Source organism: Streptacidiphilus melanogenes, assembly GCF_000787835.1.
Lineage (GTDB): Bacteria > Actinomycetota > Actinomycetes > Streptomycetales > Streptomycetaceae > Streptacidiphilus > Streptacidiphilus melanogenes.
Genome location: NZ_BBPP01000025.1, coordinates 107209 through 124375 on the forward strand (window position 1 = coordinate 107209; position 17167 = coordinate 124375).

Below are 17167 nucleotides of genomic sequence, written 5' to 3' on the forward strand. Positions count from 1 at the left end.
GACTCTATGCATCTCGATAATCACAGAGTCGGATATGCCGATAGCCATTCTCGAACCGGCCGGCCGCGTGTAAGGTGCCTGGTCCTCAGCCGAGCCAGTCGAGTCGAATGCCCTGAATCATCGCGCTGAAGTCCAGATTCCGGCCTCGGCAGAAACTGCGCAGACCGTCGAGAGCATACGCGTCCCGCTTGCTCGTCCAGGCCCATTCCGCGGAGGCCTGCCCTTCCCGTTGGCACTCCACCAGACCCTGCTCGCCGAGTGCGGACAGATGCCCTTTCAGGTCGGCGGGCGCGACGCCCGTCGCCTCGCAGAGTTCGGCGCCGGTCATGCCGTAGGTGGGCGAGCCGAGACCCAGGCGAAGCGTTTTTCCTCGCTGGACCAGAGCCGCCAGCACCGCGCGGTCCGTCTCGGCGACCGCCTGCAGCCCGGAGACCAGGATCGCCAGGAACTCCCGGAAGTCGGCCAGCAGCTCGTGGTCCCCCGTCCAGCCGAAGTCCTCCGCGAGGAGACGCAACGTCACGATGTCCGCGGGGGCGGGATCCCCACCGCGCTCCGCCACGTCCCGCTGCCCGCCCGCGACCAGACCGGCCAGCCGGTAGGCGAACACCACGAACTGCAGAGCCGCGTCCACACCCGCGCCGCCTTCGTGGTGCAGCTCGTGCAGCCGCTCCATCCGGGCAACGGTCTCGCCCACGCCTGGCGGAAGCCGGTTCTCCCCCTCGGCGCGACGGAACGCGTCCACCACGGCGGTGGCGGAGACCGGCGGCAACGCCCCGGCCTCGTAGGACAGCTGGGCCGCGCTCAGCCGGACCACGGCCCAGCCGTCCGCGAGGGCGGCGTCCGGATCGCCCGCGGCCAGGGCGGCCGACTTGGCCAACCCGACGCCGGGGATCAGCGCGGGGACCGCCAGCACCGGCTCGATCAGCCACTCCGGGAAGACCGGAGCGCCTCCGCCGCCGGCCTCGGCCCACCGCTGTCGCGCCTCGGCGACGTCTCCGCCGAGAGCTCGGACCAAGGGCTCGGTGACATCCCACGAGGGCAGGCGTCGCCCCTGGAAGGCGTCGGACACCGTGGTCCTGCCGTATCCGATCTGAAGGCCCAGTCTGCGATATGACGGCTTACCGGATCCCTGCAGCAGCTTCTTCAGGTAGTCGGCGAAGGACGCGGCGTCCAACAGCTCCTCCACTTACGTGCGTGGCTGGCCTCAAGTCTAGGTAGCTGCAGCAGCGCCCGTCCGAACAAGTGCAGGATTCGGTCCTTAATTCCTGCGAAGGCCTCGGCGGATAGCCCGGGATTGCCGACAGACACTGACCGTTCTTGGCTCGCTCATTTCGATTTTCTGAAGGACCCGCCTGTTTCGACTCCGCATTCCGCTCGGTGCGCCCCGCGCCGACCGTTCCTCCCGGCGACTAGCCTGTCGCCATGCGCATCCTCGGGCTGACCTTCGTGGGCACGTCGACCGACAGCCGTGCGCCGATGAGCGACTTCCTGCGCGCGGCCTTCGACCTGCAGCCGGTGGCCGTGGACGGCGTCGACGCCGACGTGTTCGACCTGCCCGACGGCACGTCCTTCGCGGTGGCGGACGCCGGTGGCATGGGCACCGAACGCACCGTCGGCTTCCTGGTCGAGGGACTCGGCGAGGCGGTCCAGCGGCTTCGGGCACTCGGTCTCGAGGTCGACCCCGAGATCTCCGCGAACGAGCGGTGGCGTTACACCCACTTCCGGGCACCGGACGGCCACCTCTACGAACTGGTGGAGGAGACGGCCCGGGCGGCGGGACCCGCGTGACCGCGCCCGCCACGGGTGACCGCCCGGCCGACGGCGGAACGGCTGTGGGGACGCTGGTCTCCCTCAACGTCGGGCTTCCGATCGACGTCGAGTGGCAGGGGCGCACCGTGCGTACCGGAGCCTGGAAGGCCCCGGTGACCGGACCCCGGACGGTACGGCGGCTGAACGTCGACGGCGACGGGCAGGGGGATCTCGCCGGACACGGGGGCGAGATCAGGGCGGTCCTCGTCTACCAGCTCCAGTCCTACGTCTACTGGCGGGAGCAACTGCGCCGCGAGGACCTGACGTTCGGGATGTTCGGCGAGAACTTCACCGTGGACGGCCTGCCCGACGACGAGGTGTGCATCGGGGACCGCTACCGCATCGGCGGCGCCGAGTTCGAGGTCACCCAGCCCCGCGTCACCTGTTACCGCGTCGGCCTGCGGCTGGGTGAGCCGACGATGGCGTCGCTGCTGGTGGCGCATCACCGTCCGGGCTTCTACCTGCGGGTGCTCACCGAGGGGCAGGTCCAGGCGGGGGACCCGATCTCCCTGATCGGCAAGGGCCCCGAGGAGCTGAGCGTCGCCGAGACCGACGGGCTGCTGTACCTCCCCGGGCGCGACCCGGCCAAGCTGCGCAGGGCCCTGAACATTCCGGCCCTCAGCCCAGGCTGGCGGCAGTCCTTCCAGGAGCTGGCCGACCTGCCCCGCCCTTCCACTGACACGGACCATCCGGGCCGCCCCGGCTGGCCGGGGTTCAGACCGCTGCGGGTCACCCGGATCGACCACGAGACCCCTGCCATCGCCTCCGTCCACCTCACCAGCAGCGACGGCAGCGCCCTGCCGCCCGCCCTGCCGGGACAGTTCCTCTCGGTCCGGGTGACCGCCGACGGCGACCCCACCGTGCGCAGCTACTCGCTCTCCTCGGCCCCCGGTGCCGACGAGTACCGCATCAGCGTCAAGCGCGAGCCGCACGGCACGGTCAGCGGCTACCTCCACGCCCACCTGCGGGCAGGTGACCTGCTGGACGTCGCCAGCCCGCGCGGCGCGTTCGTCCTGGAAGCCGGCACCGGGCCCGTCCTGCTCGTCTCCGCCGGCATCGGCGCCACCCCCGTGCTGGCGATGCTCCACCAGCTGGCCGCGACGAGCGACCCGCGACCGGTCTGGTGGATCCACACGGCCCGCAACCGCGCCCTGCACGCCTTCGCCACCGAGGCCCACGCGCTGCTGGCCCGCCTCCCCGACGGCCACGAGCGCGTCTTCTACACCGCGGACGACGCCGCGGACACCGCACAGGACGACGCCGAGGACGGCGCCGATCGCCCGGAGCCGCACGTCACTTACGGACGCATCAGCGCACGGTCCCTGGCCGCCCTCGGCCTCCCTGGCGACGCCGACGCCGACGCCTACCTGTGCGGGCCCACCGCGTTCATGGACGATGTCACCGAGCACCTGAGCAGCCTCGGCCTCGCGCCCGCCCGCATCCACAGGGAGGAGTTCGGCGCGCTGGCACCGGTCAACCCCGGCGTCACCACACCGGCGACAGCGGCGCGTCCGCACCAACCTCCGGGGCCGCCGGGGACCGGTCCGCTGGTCACCTTCGTCCGCAGCGGGATCACCACCCGTTGGCAGCAGGAGCAGGCGTCGCTGCTGACCCTGGCCGAGGCCTGCGAGATTCCCACCCGCTGGTCCTGCCGCACGGGCGTGTGCCACACCTGCGTCACCCCGGTCCTGTCCGGCGCCGTCAGCTACACCACCGAGCCGTTGGAGCCCGCCGGGCCTGGCGAGGCCCTGGTGTGCTGCAGCCGCCCCCAGGAGGACGTCGTCCTCGACCTCTGACCTGCGCTCCCGGTAGGGGAACCGGGCCGGTCGAAAGGCCACGGCCCCGCTCGGTCGAGCGGGGCCGTGGACGGCGGGGTTACCTGCCGTGGTTACGGGGCGGGCTGGGGCTGGGTGACGCAGTGGATGCCGCCGCCCTGGTTGCCGAGGTTGTCGATGTTGAGCTGGACCACGGCGCGGCCGGGGAAGAGGCGCTGCAGGACGGCCTTGGCGTTGGCGTCGGCGGTGGAGTCGCCGAACTGCGCGGAGATCACGGCCCCGTTGCAGACGTAGTAGTTGGCGTAGGCGTCGACGAAGTCCACGCTGGTCTGACGGATCTTGTTGTAGTCCGGGGACTGGAGCTTGGTGACGGCGATCGCCGCGCCCTGCGCGTCGGTCGAGGTCGACAGGGTGTTGTACTGCTGCTGCTCGTCGTTGGACCAGATGTCCGACGGGTCGGCCGGGTTGGGGGTCTGCACGAGGCCCGCGCCCGCCGCGAGGAAGCGCGAGGTCGCGTCCACGTGGTCGTCGGTGATGTCCTGGCCGCTGATCCCGGTGAACCAGATGACCTTGGATGCGCCGTAGGCGGCGCACATGGCCGCCTCGATCTGGGCCTGGGTCCTGCCCGGGTTGCGGTTGCTGTTGATGATGCTGCTCCTGGTCGCCATGAGCGTGCCGGCGCCGTCCGCCTCGATGGCGCCGCCCTCGCTGACCAGGCCTGCGGCTGTGAAGTTGACGCCGAGGTAGGCGGCCACGCGCTGGGCTACGAGGGCGTCCTTGGCGTGGGTCTGCTTGTTGCCCCAGCCGTTGAAGTTCAGGCCGACCGCGTCCAGGCCGCCGGCGCCGTCGGTGCGGAAGACCGGGCCGGAGTCGCGCATCCAGCAGTCGTCGACCGGGATGGAGCCGATGACGGTGACGTTCGGGTTGGTGCACGCCTTCTGCGCCGCGGCCACGCTCGCGGAGTTGGCGAGCAGGTAGACCGGCTCGTACTTGGCGATGGTGTTGGCGATGAGCGCGATGTTGGCCTGCATGCCGGAGAGCTTGCGGCCGTAGATGGCGGTGCTGTCGGGCCAGGCCATCCAGGTGCGGGTGTGCGGGGCGCTGTCGAGCGGGACGGCGTAGCCGCCGGCCGTCGCCGCCGCGGCGGCGAGACCGCGGGCGGAGGCGCTGCGCGAGGCGCTGCGCGAGACGGTGGCCGCACCGGCGACTCCCGCGCCCAGACCGCTGACGGCCCAGGCCGCGCCGGCGGCGGTCAGGCCCGCGGCCGCCAGGAACCGGCGTCGGGCGAGGGGCTGGGGTGTGGGCGTGCCGTCGGGCTGTTCAGCTCTGGCGTGCTGGTCCATGGGTGACCTCCCTGCCGGGTGCGCGGGCGTTCCGCGTTGGCCGAGAAGCTATAACTGACCATGCGCTCGGTCAATACTTCGCGCAACTGATCGTCCTGGATCGACACCGCGGAACTGACCGGTTGGTTAAGGTGGGCGTCGTGTCTACGCGTTCGAAGGATCTCGGAACAGCTCCCGCCTCGTCGGGCTCGGCGACGGACGGCGGCACGGCGCGGGCCGCACGGCAGCCGCGCGTGTCGGCGAAGGGCGAGGAGACGAGGGCGCGGCTGCTGGCCGCGGCCAGGAACCTGCTGGCCGGGCAGGGCGACGCGCCGTTCACCACGCGGAACGTCGCGGCCCTCAGCGGCGTGACGCACGGGATGTGCCACTACCACTTCAAGGACCGCACCGATCTGATCGTCGCGGTCATCGAGGACATCCGCCCCGAGTGGATCACGCCCATGGAGGAGGCGGCCGGAGCGCCCGGCAGCTTCGCCGAACGCGCGGAGCGGGTCATCGCACTGCTGGGCCAACCCGAGGCGGCCGACCAGGCGCGCCTGCACTCCTCGCTGCACTGGTTCGCGGTGAACGACGAGCGGGTGCGCGAGGCGCTGGAGGCCGAGTACGCGCGCTGGCGTGAGTGCTTCGTCGAGCTCTACCGGGCGTTCGACGCCGAGCGTGGCGGCACGGTGGACGCCCGCACGCTCGGCGAGGCGCTGGCGGCCGCCGCGGACGGCCTGGCCGCGATCCAGTCGCTGGGCTCGGAGGTGGACGCGGCCGCGGTGGTGCGTGCGCTGGTGTTCGGGCTCGCATCGGGCACCGCCGCCTGACGCGCCGTCGGCAGGAACCTCAGAATCGGCCTACGGTCCCGCTCCCTCGGACGACCGGGGTGGCGGGGACGACGCCTTCATGTCGTGCCGCTCCCTGCGGACGGCGAGCGCGACCGTCACGGTGAGACTCGCGGCGATGATGCCCTCGGCCCAGAAGAACGCGACGTGCCGCAGAGCACCGCGACCAGGACCGTGACGAGGACGTGCCGAGGGATCCTGCGGCGGCGCGGAAGCCTCACGAGGCCGTCGCCGAGGGTGCCTGCGCCGGGGGCGAGGTCGCGCCGAGCTTGGGCTGCTGCTGGGTGGAGCAGTGGATGCCGCCGCCACCGGAGGCGATGGCGTTGATGGAGACCTGTACGACGTCGCGGTCCGGGTGGAGGTCACGCAGGACGGCGGCGGCCTTGTCGTCGGCCTGCCGGTCGCCGAATCGGGGCATGACGACGGCTCCGTTGCAGACGTAGAAGTTGAGGTAGGTGGCGAGGAAGTCCTTGCCGGCGCCCTCGATCAGGTCGAGGTCGGGGTCGGTGATCTCGACGACGCGCAGGGAGCGCCCCCGTGCGTCGGTGGCCTGCCGGAGCACGGTGAGAGCCTGGTCGGACGCGGCGGACCAGATGTCGGGCGGGGTGTTCGGGCCGGGCCGCTGCAGGGCCACCACGCCGGGGCCGACGAAGCGGGCGAGAGCGTCGACATGGCAGTCGGTGATGTCCTGGCCGGCGACGCCCTTGAACCAGATGACCTTGCGGACCCCGAGCACGGCCTTCAGGTCGGCCTCGATCTCGTCGCGGGTGAGTCCGGGGTTGCGGTTGTCGTTGACCAGCGAGCTCTCGGTGGCCATGAGGGTGCCGTCGCCGTCGGTCTCGATGGCGCCGCCCTCTCCGGTGATCGGCGCCCGGATGCGACGGACCTGGTACTTCGCCAGCAGGTTCGCGGCCACGTGGGCGTCGTCGGCGTGGGTCTGCTTGCCGCCCCAGCCGTTGAAGTTGAGGTCGACTCCGGCGAGACCCGCGGGGCCCGTGACGAAGGTGGGGCCGGTGTCGCGGGCCCACAGGTCGTCGACCTCGATCGCGACGACCTCGACGCTGTCGCCGACCTGCTGCTGGGCCTGGTCCGCCTGGTCGGCGCGGGCCATCAGGACGACGGGCTCGTACTGGGCGACGGCTCGCGCGAGGCCGGCGATGTCGTTGCGGACGGCGGGGAGTTGGTCGCCCCAGACCTCGGTGAGCGCGGGCCAGGCCATGAAGGTGCGCTCGTGCTCCAGCCACTCGGCCGGCATCGCATAACCGGTCGGGGCGTTGTCCGGCGCTTGCGTGCTCGGGGCGGGCGAGCCCGTCTTCTCAGGGCCGGGCGAGCCGCAGGCGGCGAGGACCGTGGCGGCGGCCAGCCCCGTCCCGGCACGCAGGACCGTGCGGCGGGTCGGGCTCTGGTCGTGCATGGCTGCCCCGTTTCGACGCCTTGCAAGGCATTGGCACTGTTTTGATCATTATGTCCGAGTGACGCAGGGACCTCAGCGGCAGTCGGCCGACCGGGCGAGGGCGGCGGCCGCCCGGCTCCCCACGAACCGGGTGGCCACCGCCGTTTCACAACGCCCGGCGGGCCGCGGCGATGTGCTTGGGGTCCCAGCCGGGGCGGGGCACGGAGTCGAGCAGCAGCCGGGTGTAGGGGTGCCGCGGGTCGGCGAGCACACCGGCGGTCGAGCCGGCTTCGACGACGCGGCCGTGGCGCATCACGATCACGTCGTCGGTGACGCAGCGCACGACGCCGAGGTCGTGGGTGATGAACAGGTAGGCGATGCCGGTCTGCTTGCGGATGTCGGCGAGCAGGTTGAGGATCTGGGCCTGGACGGAGACGTCGAGCGCGGCGACGGCCTCGTCCAGCACCAGGATCCGGGGTTCCACGGCCAGGGCACGGGCGATGGCGACGCGCTGGCGCTGGCCCCCGGACAGCTGCCGGGGCAGCGCCGAGGCCTCGCGGGCCCCGAGGCCGACCTGGTCCAGGAGTTCGGCGATCCGCGCTGGGTGGTCGCGACCGGGGAAGTGGAGCCGCAGGGTCTCGCGCAGCACGGCCTCGACGGTGGTGCGCGGGTCGAGGGAGAGGAAGGGGTCCTGAAAGACCATCTGGACCTCGCGGGCCCGGGCCAGTCGCGCGGCACGCCCGCGTTGCGGACCACCGGACCCGCCGCCGACGCGGACACGGCCGGCATCGGCCCGCTCCAGGCCGACGACGATGCGGGCGGTGGTGGTCTTGCCGGAGCCGGACTCCCCCACGATGCCGAGGGATCCGCCGCGGGCCAGGGTGAAGGAGACGTCGTCGACGGCCTTCACCTCGCCGAAGGCGCGGCAAAGGCCGTCGACCTCCAGCACGGCCGCGCTGTCGCGGCCGCCCGGGGTGTCGGGCCGGGGGGCGTCGCCGGCCTCTCGCAGGGTGTCAGGCATCGGCGGTCACCTCGGTGAGCTGGTCGCTGTGGTGGCAGGCGGCCAGGTGGGGCTGCGGGTTCCCGTCCGCGACGGGGATCAGTGCGGGGGCGCGCTCGGTGCAGACGTCGGTGGCGAGACGGCATCTGGGCGCGAACGGGCATCCCGTCAGTTCCTGGCGCAGGCTCGGCGGCTGACCGCCGATGGCGGCGAGCCTGCCGCGCGGGGCCGTGAGCCGCGGGGTGGAGTCGAGCAGCGCGCGGGTGTAGGGGTGGCGGGGGCGCTGGAAGAGTTCCTCGGCCGGGCCGGTCTCGGCGATCCGCCCCGCGTACATCACGTAGACGCGGTCGCTGATGGCGGCGGCGAGGCCCAGGTCGTGGGTGACGAACAGCAGGCCGGTGCCGAACTGCCCGCGCAGGTCGTCGAGGAGGCCGACGACCTCGGCCTGGGTGGTGACGTCGAGCGCGGTGGTTGGCTCGTCGGCAAGGATCAGGGTCGGATCGCCCATCAGCGCCGCCGCGATCATGACGCGTTGCAGCATGCCGCCGGAGAGCTGGCCGGGGTACCTGCGCAGCACGTGGTCCCCGAGCCCGACGGCGTCGAGCATCCGCACCGCCCGCTCCGTGGCCTCCTCGGCCGGGACCTGGGCGTTCAGGCGCAGGCTCTCGGTGAGGAAGTCGCCGATGCGGCGCAGCGGGTTGGTGGCGGCCCGCGGATCCTGGAAGATCATCGCTGCCGTGTGGGTGCGCAGCCGCCGCAACTCTCCCGGGTTCATGGCCAGCACGTCCCGGCCTTCGACCAGCACCCTGCCCTCGGCGACGGCGCCCGGCGGGAGCAGGCGCAGCACGCTGCGGGAGGTGAGGCTCTTGCCGGAGCCGGACTCGCCGACCAGCGCGACGGTCTCGCGCGGGGCGACGGTGAGGTCGACTCCGTCCAGCACCGGACGGGCGGTGCCGGGCAGGTTCAGCCGCAGGCCGCGGATGTCGAGCGCCGCGTCGGGGCCGGTGGAGGCGTGGGGCTCGGTGGTGGTGCTCATCGGTCCCTCCTGGCGACCTGGTCGGCCCAGCGTTCGCCGACGACGTTGAAGGCGACGACGGTCATGACGATCGCGAGGCACGGCAGGATCGCGGAGAGCGGGTAGCCGGACTGGATGGCGCTCTCGCCGTCGAAGACCATGCGTCCCCAGTCGGGCGTCAGCGGCGGGACGCCGAGGCCGAGGAAGGACAGGCCCGCGAGGTCGATCAGGGCGTAGCCGAAGTTGATGGTTGACTGGGCCAGCACCACCGGCGCGATGTTGGGGAGCACATGGCGCAGGCTGATCTGCAGGCCCGAGTGACCCTGCACCCGGTAGGCCTCCACGTACGGGCGTTCGCGCTCGGCCAGCACCAGGGAGCGGGTGAGCCGGCTGACGTAGGGCAGGTAGGCGACGCCGAGCGCGAGCACGGGCGCCGTCAGCCCGGGGCCGTAGACGGAGACGATGAGGATCGCCAGCAGCATTCCGGGGAAGGCGAAGACGAGCTCGGTACCGCGCGAGAGCAGGGAGTCGAGCCAGCCGCCGCGCCAGCCGGCCGCGAGGCCGACGGCGACGCCGGCGACGGTCGAGAAGACGACGACGCCGAGCGGCCCGAGCAGAGAGGTGCGGGCGCCGACGAGCAACCGGGAGAGGGTGTCGCGGCCGGAGGCGTCCACTCCCGCGGGGTGGGCGCCGGACGGTCCGGCGAGGGCGCTGCCGAGGTCGACGGCGTTGGGGTCGTGCGGCGCGATCCAGGGCGCGACGATCGCCAGCAGCACGAGCAGGGCGACGAAGCCGAGGCAGATCCGGAACAGCCAGGAGCGGTCGGTGCGGATCCCGGCGAGGCCCGGTCGGCGGCGGATCAGGGTGGCGGTGGTCATGCGGCCGACCTCCGCTCGCCCAGGGTGACCCGCGGGTCGACCAGCGGGTGGAGCAGGTCGACGGCGAGGTTCACGGTCATGAAGAGTCCGACGATGATCAGGGAGACCGCCTGGACCACGGGGAAGTCCTTGGTGGTCGTGGACAGGTCGAGGAGCTGGCCGATGCCGTCGACGCTGAAGGCGGACTCGACCAGGACGGTGCAGATCAGCAGCGTGGAGACGATCAGGCCGCCCATGGTGAGCACGGTGCCCAGCGAGTTGCGGAAGACGTGACGCAGGATCACCGACCGTTCCGGCACACCGCGGCTGCGGGCGACCGTGACGTGCTCATGGCCGAGCGCCTCCAGCATGGCGCTGCGGGTGACCCTGGCCAGCATGCCGATCAGGTAGAGCGCGAGGGCGACGGCGGGCAGGGTCAGATGCCACAGCGTGTCGAGGAGGCCGGTGCCGGTGCCGCCGCTGGGGAACCAGTGCAGCTTGACCGCGAACAGGCCCTGCAGCAGGACGGCGGCGACGAAGGACGGGGTGCCGACGGCCACGGTGGTGGTGACCAGGATCGTCGAGTCCGTCGCGCCGCCGCGGACGGCGCCGATCCACCCGAGCGCCAGCCCGGCCGCCATCACCAGGACCAGCGCCATCGCGACGAGCAGCAGCGTGGTGGGCAGGCGCGCGGCGAGCAGGTTCGAGACGCTGGTGCGGTACTCGATGGACCGGCCGAAGTCGCCCTGGAGCACCTGGCCGAGCCAGCGCAGGTACTGGACCGCGAAGGGGTCGTTCAGGTGGTACTGCTCGTTGATGGCCTTGATTGCATCGGGCGTCGCCGAGCGGCCGGAGAGCAGGAAACTGGCCGGGTCGCCCGGCGCCAGGTACATCGCCCCGAAGATCACGAACGAGGCGGCGAGAAGGGTGGCGGCCATCTCGGCCAGCCGCCGGGCGGCGAAGCGCGCGAACCTCATCCCGCGGCCCCCACGTCGGCGGCCCACGGGTAGTACAGGTAGGAGATGGTGGTCGGGGCGCCGGTGATCCGCTTGTTGAGGAACAGTCCGGTGGGCCACTCGGCGGCCGGGATCCAGGTGACCTGGTCGGCGACGATCTTCTGCAGCCTGGCCTCGACCGCGAGGCGGCCCGCCGGGTCGTAGGTGCTCAGGGCCTGCTGGACGAGCTTGTCGTACGCCGGGTCGCTGAAACCGGCGTAGTTCTGGAAGCCGCCGGTCTCGAAGTTGGACAGCACGTCCATCGGGTCGGTGACGGACAGGTAGTAGGTCTCCGGGAACATGTCCAGGCCGGCGCGGGCCTTGGGATCGGAGAACAGCGCGGTGTAGGCGTTCGGGGCGATCGTCTTCAGCTGGACGTTCAGGCCGATCTGCGTGCCCGCCGACTGGACGGCGGTGGCCAGCAGGGAGACGTCCTGGCCGATGGGGCTGGTGGCGATGGTGACGGTCTTTCCGGTCGCCCCGGCCGCCTTGATCAGGGCCCTGGCCTGGTCGAGGTTCTGCGCGGCGGAGGGCAGGTCGTCGAGGGCGGCCTTGCGGGTCTCCGGATTGGCCAGGTTCCAGGCCGCGCGCGGCGAGACCGAGTTCGATACCGTGCCGACGCCGGCCAGACCCGTCCTGACGAAACCGGTGCGGTCCAGCGCCATCGACAGCGCCCGGCGGACCCGGACGTCGCCGAGCGGCCCCTTGAGGTTGGTGACGTTCACGTTGACCGTGGTCAGGCCCTCGCCGAAGTACAGGGTGCCCACGCCGCTGGACTTGAGGCGGGAGTAGCTCTCGGTGGGGATCAGGTAGCTGCCGTCGACCTCGCCGCTGAGCAGGGCGTTGGTGAGCGCGGAGGGGTCGGTGAGGAAGTCGAAGGTGACCTTGCCGGACTTGGCCCGGGTGCCCCAGTATCCGTCGAAACGGTCCAGCTCGACGGACTGGCCCTTCGTCCAGGTGCCCAGCTTGTAGGGGCCGGTGCAGTCCAGCGAGCCGGAGGTGCCGTAGTTCTTTCCCGCGGCCCTGATGCCCTTCTCGCCGGCGATCACTCCGGCGGCGGTGGCCATGTACTGCGGGAACAGCGCGTCCGGCCGCTTGAGCTTGACGGTGACCTGGAGCGGGCCGGTCTTGGTGATCGAGGCGACGTTCTGGAACGACTGGATCCAGTAGGACCCGAGCGACGGGTCGAGCTGGCGGTTCAGGCTGTAGACGGCGTCGTCCGCGGTCATCACCGAGCCGTCGTGGAAGTGCACGCCGGGGCGCAGGTCGTAGACGAAGGTGGTCGGGTTCGGCGTCTGCACGTCCTGGGCCAGGCCCGGCTCCTCCTTCAGCTGCGGGGTCCAGCGCATGAGGCTCTCGCAGACATTCGAGAGAATCATGTTCTGCTCGTAGTCGAAGGCGTAGATGTAGTCGAGGGTGGGCGGCTCCGCGTAGAGGCCCCAACTGAAGGAGGCCAGGTCGCCCTTGGCGGCCGGAGTGCCCGCGGAGAGCTGGAGGGCGGCGGCGCCGGACGGGCCGGTGGCGGGCGGGCCCGAGCAGGCCGCCACGAGGGCCAGCGCGACGGCGCCCGACAGCGCGACGGCGGTGCGGCGCCGGGATCTGCGCCGGCCTCTGCGCTGGACTCCGGGGCCGGCCGGTCCGCCGGACCTGGCCCCGGACGAGGGGAGTGGGTGGGGCATCGTGCTCTCTCTTCCGTGCGGACGGCCGGATGGTCAGGCGCGGGGAACCTGCTGGGTGATGCAGTGGATGCCGCCGCCGCCCCACGCGACGGTGCGGGTCGGCACGCCGACGACCTTGCGGTCGGGGAACGCGGAGGCGAGGACGGCCAGGGCGCCCTCGTCCTGCTCCGGCACGCCGCCGACGGGCACGACGACACCGCCGTTGGCGATGTAGAAGTTGAGGTAGCCCACCTCGGTGGTGCGACCGTCGACCTCGACGAACACGCTCTGCGGGATGTCGACGATCTCCAGTCGGCGGCCCTTGGCGTCGACGACGTTCTCCAGCACCGCGCGGTTGGCGCGCATCCGCACGTAGTCCGGGTGCTCGGGGTCCTCGGGGAGCTGGACGACGACCTTGCCCGGAGCGACGAAGGCGCAGACGCCGTCGACGTGGCCGTCCGTCTCGGTGTCCTCCAGGCCGCCGTAGGGCAGCCAGATGACGGTGGTGACGCCGAGTCGGGCCTTGAGCTCGTCCTCGATCTGCTCGCGGGTCAGGTCCGGGTTGCGGTTGGGGTGGAGCAGGCACTGCTCGGTGGTGATCAGCGTGCCCTCGCCGTCGACGGTGACCGAACCGCCCTCGAGGATCATCGACGACGCGATGCGCGCGACGTCGAGGTGCTCCAGGAGCAGGCCCGAGATCCGGTCGTCCGCGTCCCACGGGTGGTGCTTGCCGCCCCAGGCGTTGAAGCGGAAGTCGACGCCGGCGCGCTCGCCGTCCTCGCCGAGGACGAAGATCGGACCGGAGTCACGGAACCAGGAGTCGTCGATCGGCATCTCGACGACCTCGACGCCGTCCCCGCACAGCTCGCGGGCCTGCTCGCCCTGGCCGGGCAGCGCCACCACGGTCACCGGCTCGAACTCGGCGATCGCCCGGGCCACCGCGGCGTGCTCGGCCCGGACGTCGTCCAGCACCCGCCCCCACAGGTCCGGTCGGGTCGGCCAGGCCATCAGACAGCGCTCGTGCTCGGCCCACTCGGCCGGCATACGGAAGGACACAACGATCTCCTCTGACGGGCTTGGTGCTCTCGGCCGCGCGGAGCGTCGGCGAGGTGCCCCGAATCCTCCACCGAACTGAAACTTCAGTCAATATGGTTGCGCCGAAGATTTCCCGCCAGAAAATGCCGACAGAGGCGGACATACGGACCGCCTCCGTACGCCTCTCCCCCGGCATACTGAAGAATGCATCAGGATCAGAGCGTGATGCCGTAGCCTCTGCGTCTGTGTCTGACCGACGAACCGAGATTCTTGAGGCCGCGACCCGCGTGATCGCCCGCCGCGGGGTGCGCGGACTGCGGGTGGCCGAGCTCGCGGCCGAGGCCGGCGTCTCGACAGCCTTGATCTACTACCACTTCACCGACCGGGCCGGGATCCTGCGCCGCACCCTCGCGTACATCAGCGACCGCGCCGACCGCTACACCGCCGAGCGTGACGTCGCGGACGACCTCGACCCGCGCACCGACCTGGAGCAGACGCTGCTGCTCGAACTCCAGGACATCCCCGAGGTGCGCGAGAACAGCACCGCCTGGGGCGAGCTGCGGGCCACCGCCATCTTCGACCCCGACCTGCGGGAGGAACTGGCCAAGGCCACGCTGACCTGGATCCACGGGACCGCCGAGCTGATCAGCCGCGCCTGCCCCCAGGGCACCGCCCCGGCCCACGCGGCCGCCGCCGAACGCCTCACCTCGCTGCTGGAGGGCCTGAGCGTGCGCTGGCTCAGCGGCTCCCTCCCGCTCGACCACGCCCGCCGGCTGCTGAAGGAGGCGATAGCCGTCGAACTCGCCGCCATGCTTGACTGAATTTTCAGTCGGTGTCACTGTTGGGGTGCCGACGCCGGATGAACCACGACCCGCGACCTGCGCCCGCGACCCGCCCGCGCACGCCGGAGGCCCGCTCGACAGCCCGGCCGTCGGGCTCGCCACGGCTCGGCGAGGCACCATCGATCTGGAGGCTCCCCCGATGAACGAACCCCGGCAGGCTCGGCGCTCACTGTTCGACCGCCTCTTCGGCGCGCCGGACCCGCAGCCCGACGCGCCGCTCCCGGGCGGGCCGGTGGGGCGGGTCGAGGCGGACGACGTCCCCCATGCCCGCACGTGGATGTCCTGGCCGGCCTCCCGCTCCATCTGGGGACGGCAGCTGGACGGCGTCCAACAGGACATCGCCCTGGTCGCCAGGACCGTGGCTCGCTTCGAGCCGGTGACCGTGTGCGCGCCGGACGAGTCGGCCGCGGCGGCCGCCCGCGCCCTGTGCGGAAGCCACGTGGAGGTGATCGGTTCCATCGCCACGGACGACCTGTGGATGCGCGACACCTGCGCCGTCTTCCGCCGCACGCCCAGCGGCTCGCTCGACGCCGTCGGACTGAACTTCAACGGCTGGGGCCGCAAGCAGGCCCACGCCCGCGACGCCGCCGTGGCACGCGCCGTCGCGTCCCGCGAAGGCCTGCCGTTCCAGGCGGCCGCGTTCGTCGGCGAGGCCGGGGCGATCGAGACCGACGGCGACGGCACCGTGATGGCGACCGAGAGCAGCCTGGTCAACACCAACCGCAACCGCGGCATGAGCCGCGACGGGGTCGAGCGCGCGGTGCTGGACGCCTACGGCGCCGAGCGCATGATCTGGGTCCGCGGGCTCAAGGGGCGGGACATCACCGACGACCACATCGACGTCACCTCCCGCTTCGTCCGGCCCGGTGTCGTGCTCGTCCAGGTGCCGCCGGCGGACCGGAACGACGTGTGGGCGCGCGACGCCCGCGAGCAGTTCGCCGCCCTCGAGGGCGCGGTCGACGCCAGGGGACGCCGCCTGCAGGTGATCAGGGTCGACGGCCCCGGTCAGGTGCGTTCCCGCAAGTCGACCTTCGTCGACTCCTATCTCAACTTCCACCTCGTCAACGGCGCCGTCATCACCGCCCAGTTCGGCGACGTCGTCAAGGACGAGGAGGCCCGGCAGACCCTCGCCGCGGCCTTCCCCGGCCGGGAGGTCGTCCAACTCGACGTCGACCGGCTGATGGCGGGCGGGGGCGGCATCCACTGCTCGACCATGCAGCAGCCCCTCGCCTGACCGCCCCGACTGCCGACGCCGCCCGCGCTCCACGCGCCCGCTCCCGGCGCACCCGCCACCCCCGGGCGCGAAACGAACCACCGCTCGACCATCCTGCTCAGGAGTGACCCATGTCTTCTGCTCTGTCCCGCCGCGTGGTGCTCCAGTCCCTCGCAGGCCTCGGCCTCCTCGCCTTCGGCACCGCCGCCTGCTCCTCCTCCGCCTCCCGTGGCAGCGGCCCCGCCGACGGGATCAGTTCGGCGACCGCCGTGGCGGACTCCGCCGGCGGCCGGGTCTTCGGGGCCGAGTGGGAATCCCACGCCCGCGCCTTCATGAGTTGGCCCGCGTCAGTGAACATCTGGGGCGACCAACTCGGCGGTGTCCGCGCGGACATCGCCCGCCTCGCCAAGGCCGTGGCGGGCTACGAACCGGTCGTCATGTTCGCCCGCCCCGAGCAGGCCGACGACGCCCAGGCCGCGGTCGGCGACGGCGTCGAGGTCGTCCCGCTCGCCGTCGACGACCTCTGGGCCCGCGACACCGTCCCGGTCTTCGTCCACGACGACGGCACGCTCAAGGGTGTCGACTTCAACTTCAACGGCTGGGGCGAGAAGCAGAAGGAGCACGGCAACGACTCCGCGCTCGCCGCCGCCCTGCTGTCCAGGTACCGGATCCCGCGCATCGAGACCCCGGTCGTCGCGGAGGGCGGCGCCTTCGAGACCGACGGCCGGGGCACGCTCCTGGTCACCGAGAGCTCGGTCGTCAACGACAACCGCAACCCCGGCATGAGCCGCGACGACATCGAGGCCGAGCTGATGAAGGCCCTCGGCGTCACCAAGATCATCTGGCTCGCCGGGGTGAAGGGCAAGGACATCACCGACGCCCACGTCGACTGCCTGGCCCGCTTCGTCGCCCCCGGCGTCGTCGTGCTGGACAAGCCCTTCCCCGGGGCCCCGGCCGACGTGTGGTCCGAGGCCGCGGCCCAGGCCAAGGAGGTCCTGAGCAAGGCCACCGACGCCGACGGCAACCCGCTGAAGATCGTCGAGATCCAGGAGCCCGACCCCGACAGGATCACCGGGCGCGGCGACGCCTTCGTCTCCTCCTACATCAACTTCTTCGTCGCCAACGGCGCGGTGTTCATGCCCAGGTTCGGCGACGCGGACGCCGACGCGAACGCGCAGCGGATCATGCGCGACCACTTCCCCGGCCGCGACATCGTCGCGCTGCAGATCGACAACATCGCCGCCGGTGGCGGCGGCATCCACTGCTCCACGCACGACCAGCCCGGCACTCCCGCCCAGTCCTGACCCCTCTCCCACCCAGCGAAGGTCCGCCCATGCGCTTGACCCCGACCGAGAAGGACCGGCTGCTGCTCCACACCGCAGCCCATCTCGCCCGCGCCCGCCTC

15 protein-coding genes are annotated in these 17167 nt (G+C 71.9%); 6 read left to right on the forward strand and 9 right to left on the reverse strand.

The window, feature by feature from the left end:
• Nucleotides 1–85: 85 nt before the first annotated feature.
• Nucleotides 86–1174 carry a helix-turn-helix domain-containing protein gene (locus TR49_RS40315; RefSeq protein WP_152627439.1) on the reverse strand — a complete coding sequence of 363 codons (1089 nt, stop codon included), beginning with the start codon at nucleotides 1172–1174 and terminating at the stop codon, nucleotides 86–88.
• Nucleotides 1175–1422: 248 nt separating this feature from the next.
• Here TR49_RS40315 and TR49_RS24610 point away from each other — a divergent pair, with 248 nt between their 5' ends.
• Nucleotides 1423–1788: a VOC family protein gene (locus tag TR49_RS24610; RefSeq protein WP_042385297.1), complete on the forward strand. Its 366-nt coding sequence runs from the start codon at nucleotides 1423–1425 to the stop codon at nucleotides 1786–1788.
• Complete coding sequence (locus TR49_RS24615; protein ID WP_369405338.1) at nucleotides 1785–3605, forward strand: MOSC domain-containing protein; 1821 nt, start codon at nucleotides 1785–1787, stop codon at nucleotides 3603–3605. Before TR49_RS24610 ends, TR49_RS24615 begins: the two co-directional genes overlap by 4 nt.
• A gap of 92 nt (nucleotides 3606–3697) precedes the next feature.
• Here the strand turns inward: TR49_RS24615 and TR49_RS24620 are convergent, their stop codons facing one another.
• On the reverse strand, nucleotides 3698–4927 hold the full coding sequence (locus TR49_RS24620; RefSeq protein ID WP_042385299.1) for an agmatine deiminase family protein: 1230 nt from the start codon (nucleotides 4925–4927) through the stop codon (nucleotides 3698–3700).
• 140 nt (nucleotides 4928–5067) lie between these two features.
• Between TR49_RS24620 and TR49_RS43060 the strand changes: the two genes are divergently transcribed.
• Nucleotides 5068–5736 (forward strand): TetR family transcriptional regulator, encoded by a 669-nt coding sequence (locus TR49_RS43060; RefSeq protein ID WP_160311633.1) that lies wholly within the window; start codon nucleotides 5068–5070, stop codon nucleotides 5734–5736.
• A 235-nt stretch (nucleotides 5737–5971) separates the two neighbouring features.
• On the opposite strand, the gene TR49_RS24630 is transcribed toward TR49_RS43060, so the two are convergent.
• From TR49_RS24630 to TR49_RS24660, 7 genes are all read right to left on the reverse strand, one after another.
• Nucleotides 5972–7168 carry an agmatine deiminase family protein gene (locus tag TR49_RS24630; protein ID WP_042385302.1) on the reverse strand — a complete coding sequence of 399 codons (1197 nt, stop codon included), beginning with the start codon at nucleotides 7166–7168 and terminating at the stop codon, nucleotides 5972–5974.
• 145 nt (nucleotides 7169–7313) lie between these two features.
• Entirely contained in the window at nucleotides 7314–8168 is an 855-nt protein-coding gene (locus TR49_RS24635) for an ABC transporter ATP-binding protein (RefSeq protein ID WP_042385305.1), read from the reverse strand.
• Nucleotides 8161–9183, reverse strand: coding sequence for an ABC transporter ATP-binding protein (locus TR49_RS24640; protein WP_042385306.1), 1023 nt, complete (start codon nucleotides 9181–9183; stop codon nucleotides 8161–8163). Before TR49_RS24640 ends, TR49_RS24635 begins: the two co-directional genes overlap by 8 nt.
• Nucleotides 9180–10040 carry an ABC transporter permease gene (locus TR49_RS24645; protein WP_042385308.1) on the reverse strand — a complete coding sequence of 287 codons (861 nt, stop codon included), beginning with the start codon at nucleotides 10038–10040 and terminating at the stop codon, nucleotides 9180–9182. Before TR49_RS24645 ends, TR49_RS24640 begins: the two co-directional genes overlap by 4 nt.
• Entirely contained in the window at nucleotides 10037–10996 is a 960-nt protein-coding gene (locus TR49_RS24650; RefSeq protein ID WP_042385309.1) for an ABC transporter permease, read from the reverse strand. Before TR49_RS24650 ends, TR49_RS24645 begins: the two co-directional genes overlap by 4 nt.
• Nucleotides 10993–12693, reverse strand: a complete 1701-nt coding sequence (locus TR49_RS24655) for an ABC transporter substrate-binding protein (RefSeq protein WP_084725371.1) — start codon at nucleotides 12691–12693, stop codon at nucleotides 10993–10995. The genes TR49_RS24650 and TR49_RS24655 overlap by 4 nt, the downstream gene beginning before the upstream one ends.
• A 33-nt stretch (nucleotides 12694–12726) precedes the next feature.
• Nucleotides 12727–13728 (reverse strand): agmatine deiminase family protein, encoded by a 1002-nt coding sequence (locus tag TR49_RS24660; protein ID WP_236653511.1) that lies wholly within the window; start codon nucleotides 13726–13728, stop codon nucleotides 12727–12729.
• Between the two features lie 224 nt (nucleotides 13729–13952).
• On the opposite strand from TR49_RS24660, the gene TR49_RS24665 reads away from it, so the two are divergent.
• The 3 genes from TR49_RS24665 (at nucleotide 13953) to TR49_RS24675 (ending at nucleotide 17066) form a co-directional block, all read left to right on the forward strand.
• Entirely contained in the window at nucleotides 13953–14528 is a 576-nt protein-coding gene (locus TR49_RS24665) for a TetR/AcrR family transcriptional regulator (protein WP_042385312.1), read from the forward strand.
• A gap of 160 nt (nucleotides 14529–14688) precedes the next feature.
• Nucleotides 14689–15783: an agmatine deiminase family protein gene (locus TR49_RS24670; RefSeq protein ID WP_042385314.1), complete on the forward strand. Its 1095-nt coding sequence runs from the start codon at nucleotides 14689–14691 to the stop codon at nucleotides 15781–15783.
• Between the two features lie 110 nt (nucleotides 15784–15893).
• Nucleotides 15894–17066: an agmatine deiminase family protein gene (locus tag TR49_RS24675; protein WP_042385315.1), complete on the forward strand. Its 1173-nt coding sequence runs from the start codon at nucleotides 15894–15896 to the stop codon at nucleotides 17064–17066.
• The last annotated feature ends 101 nt before the right edge of the window (nucleotides 17067–17167 follow it).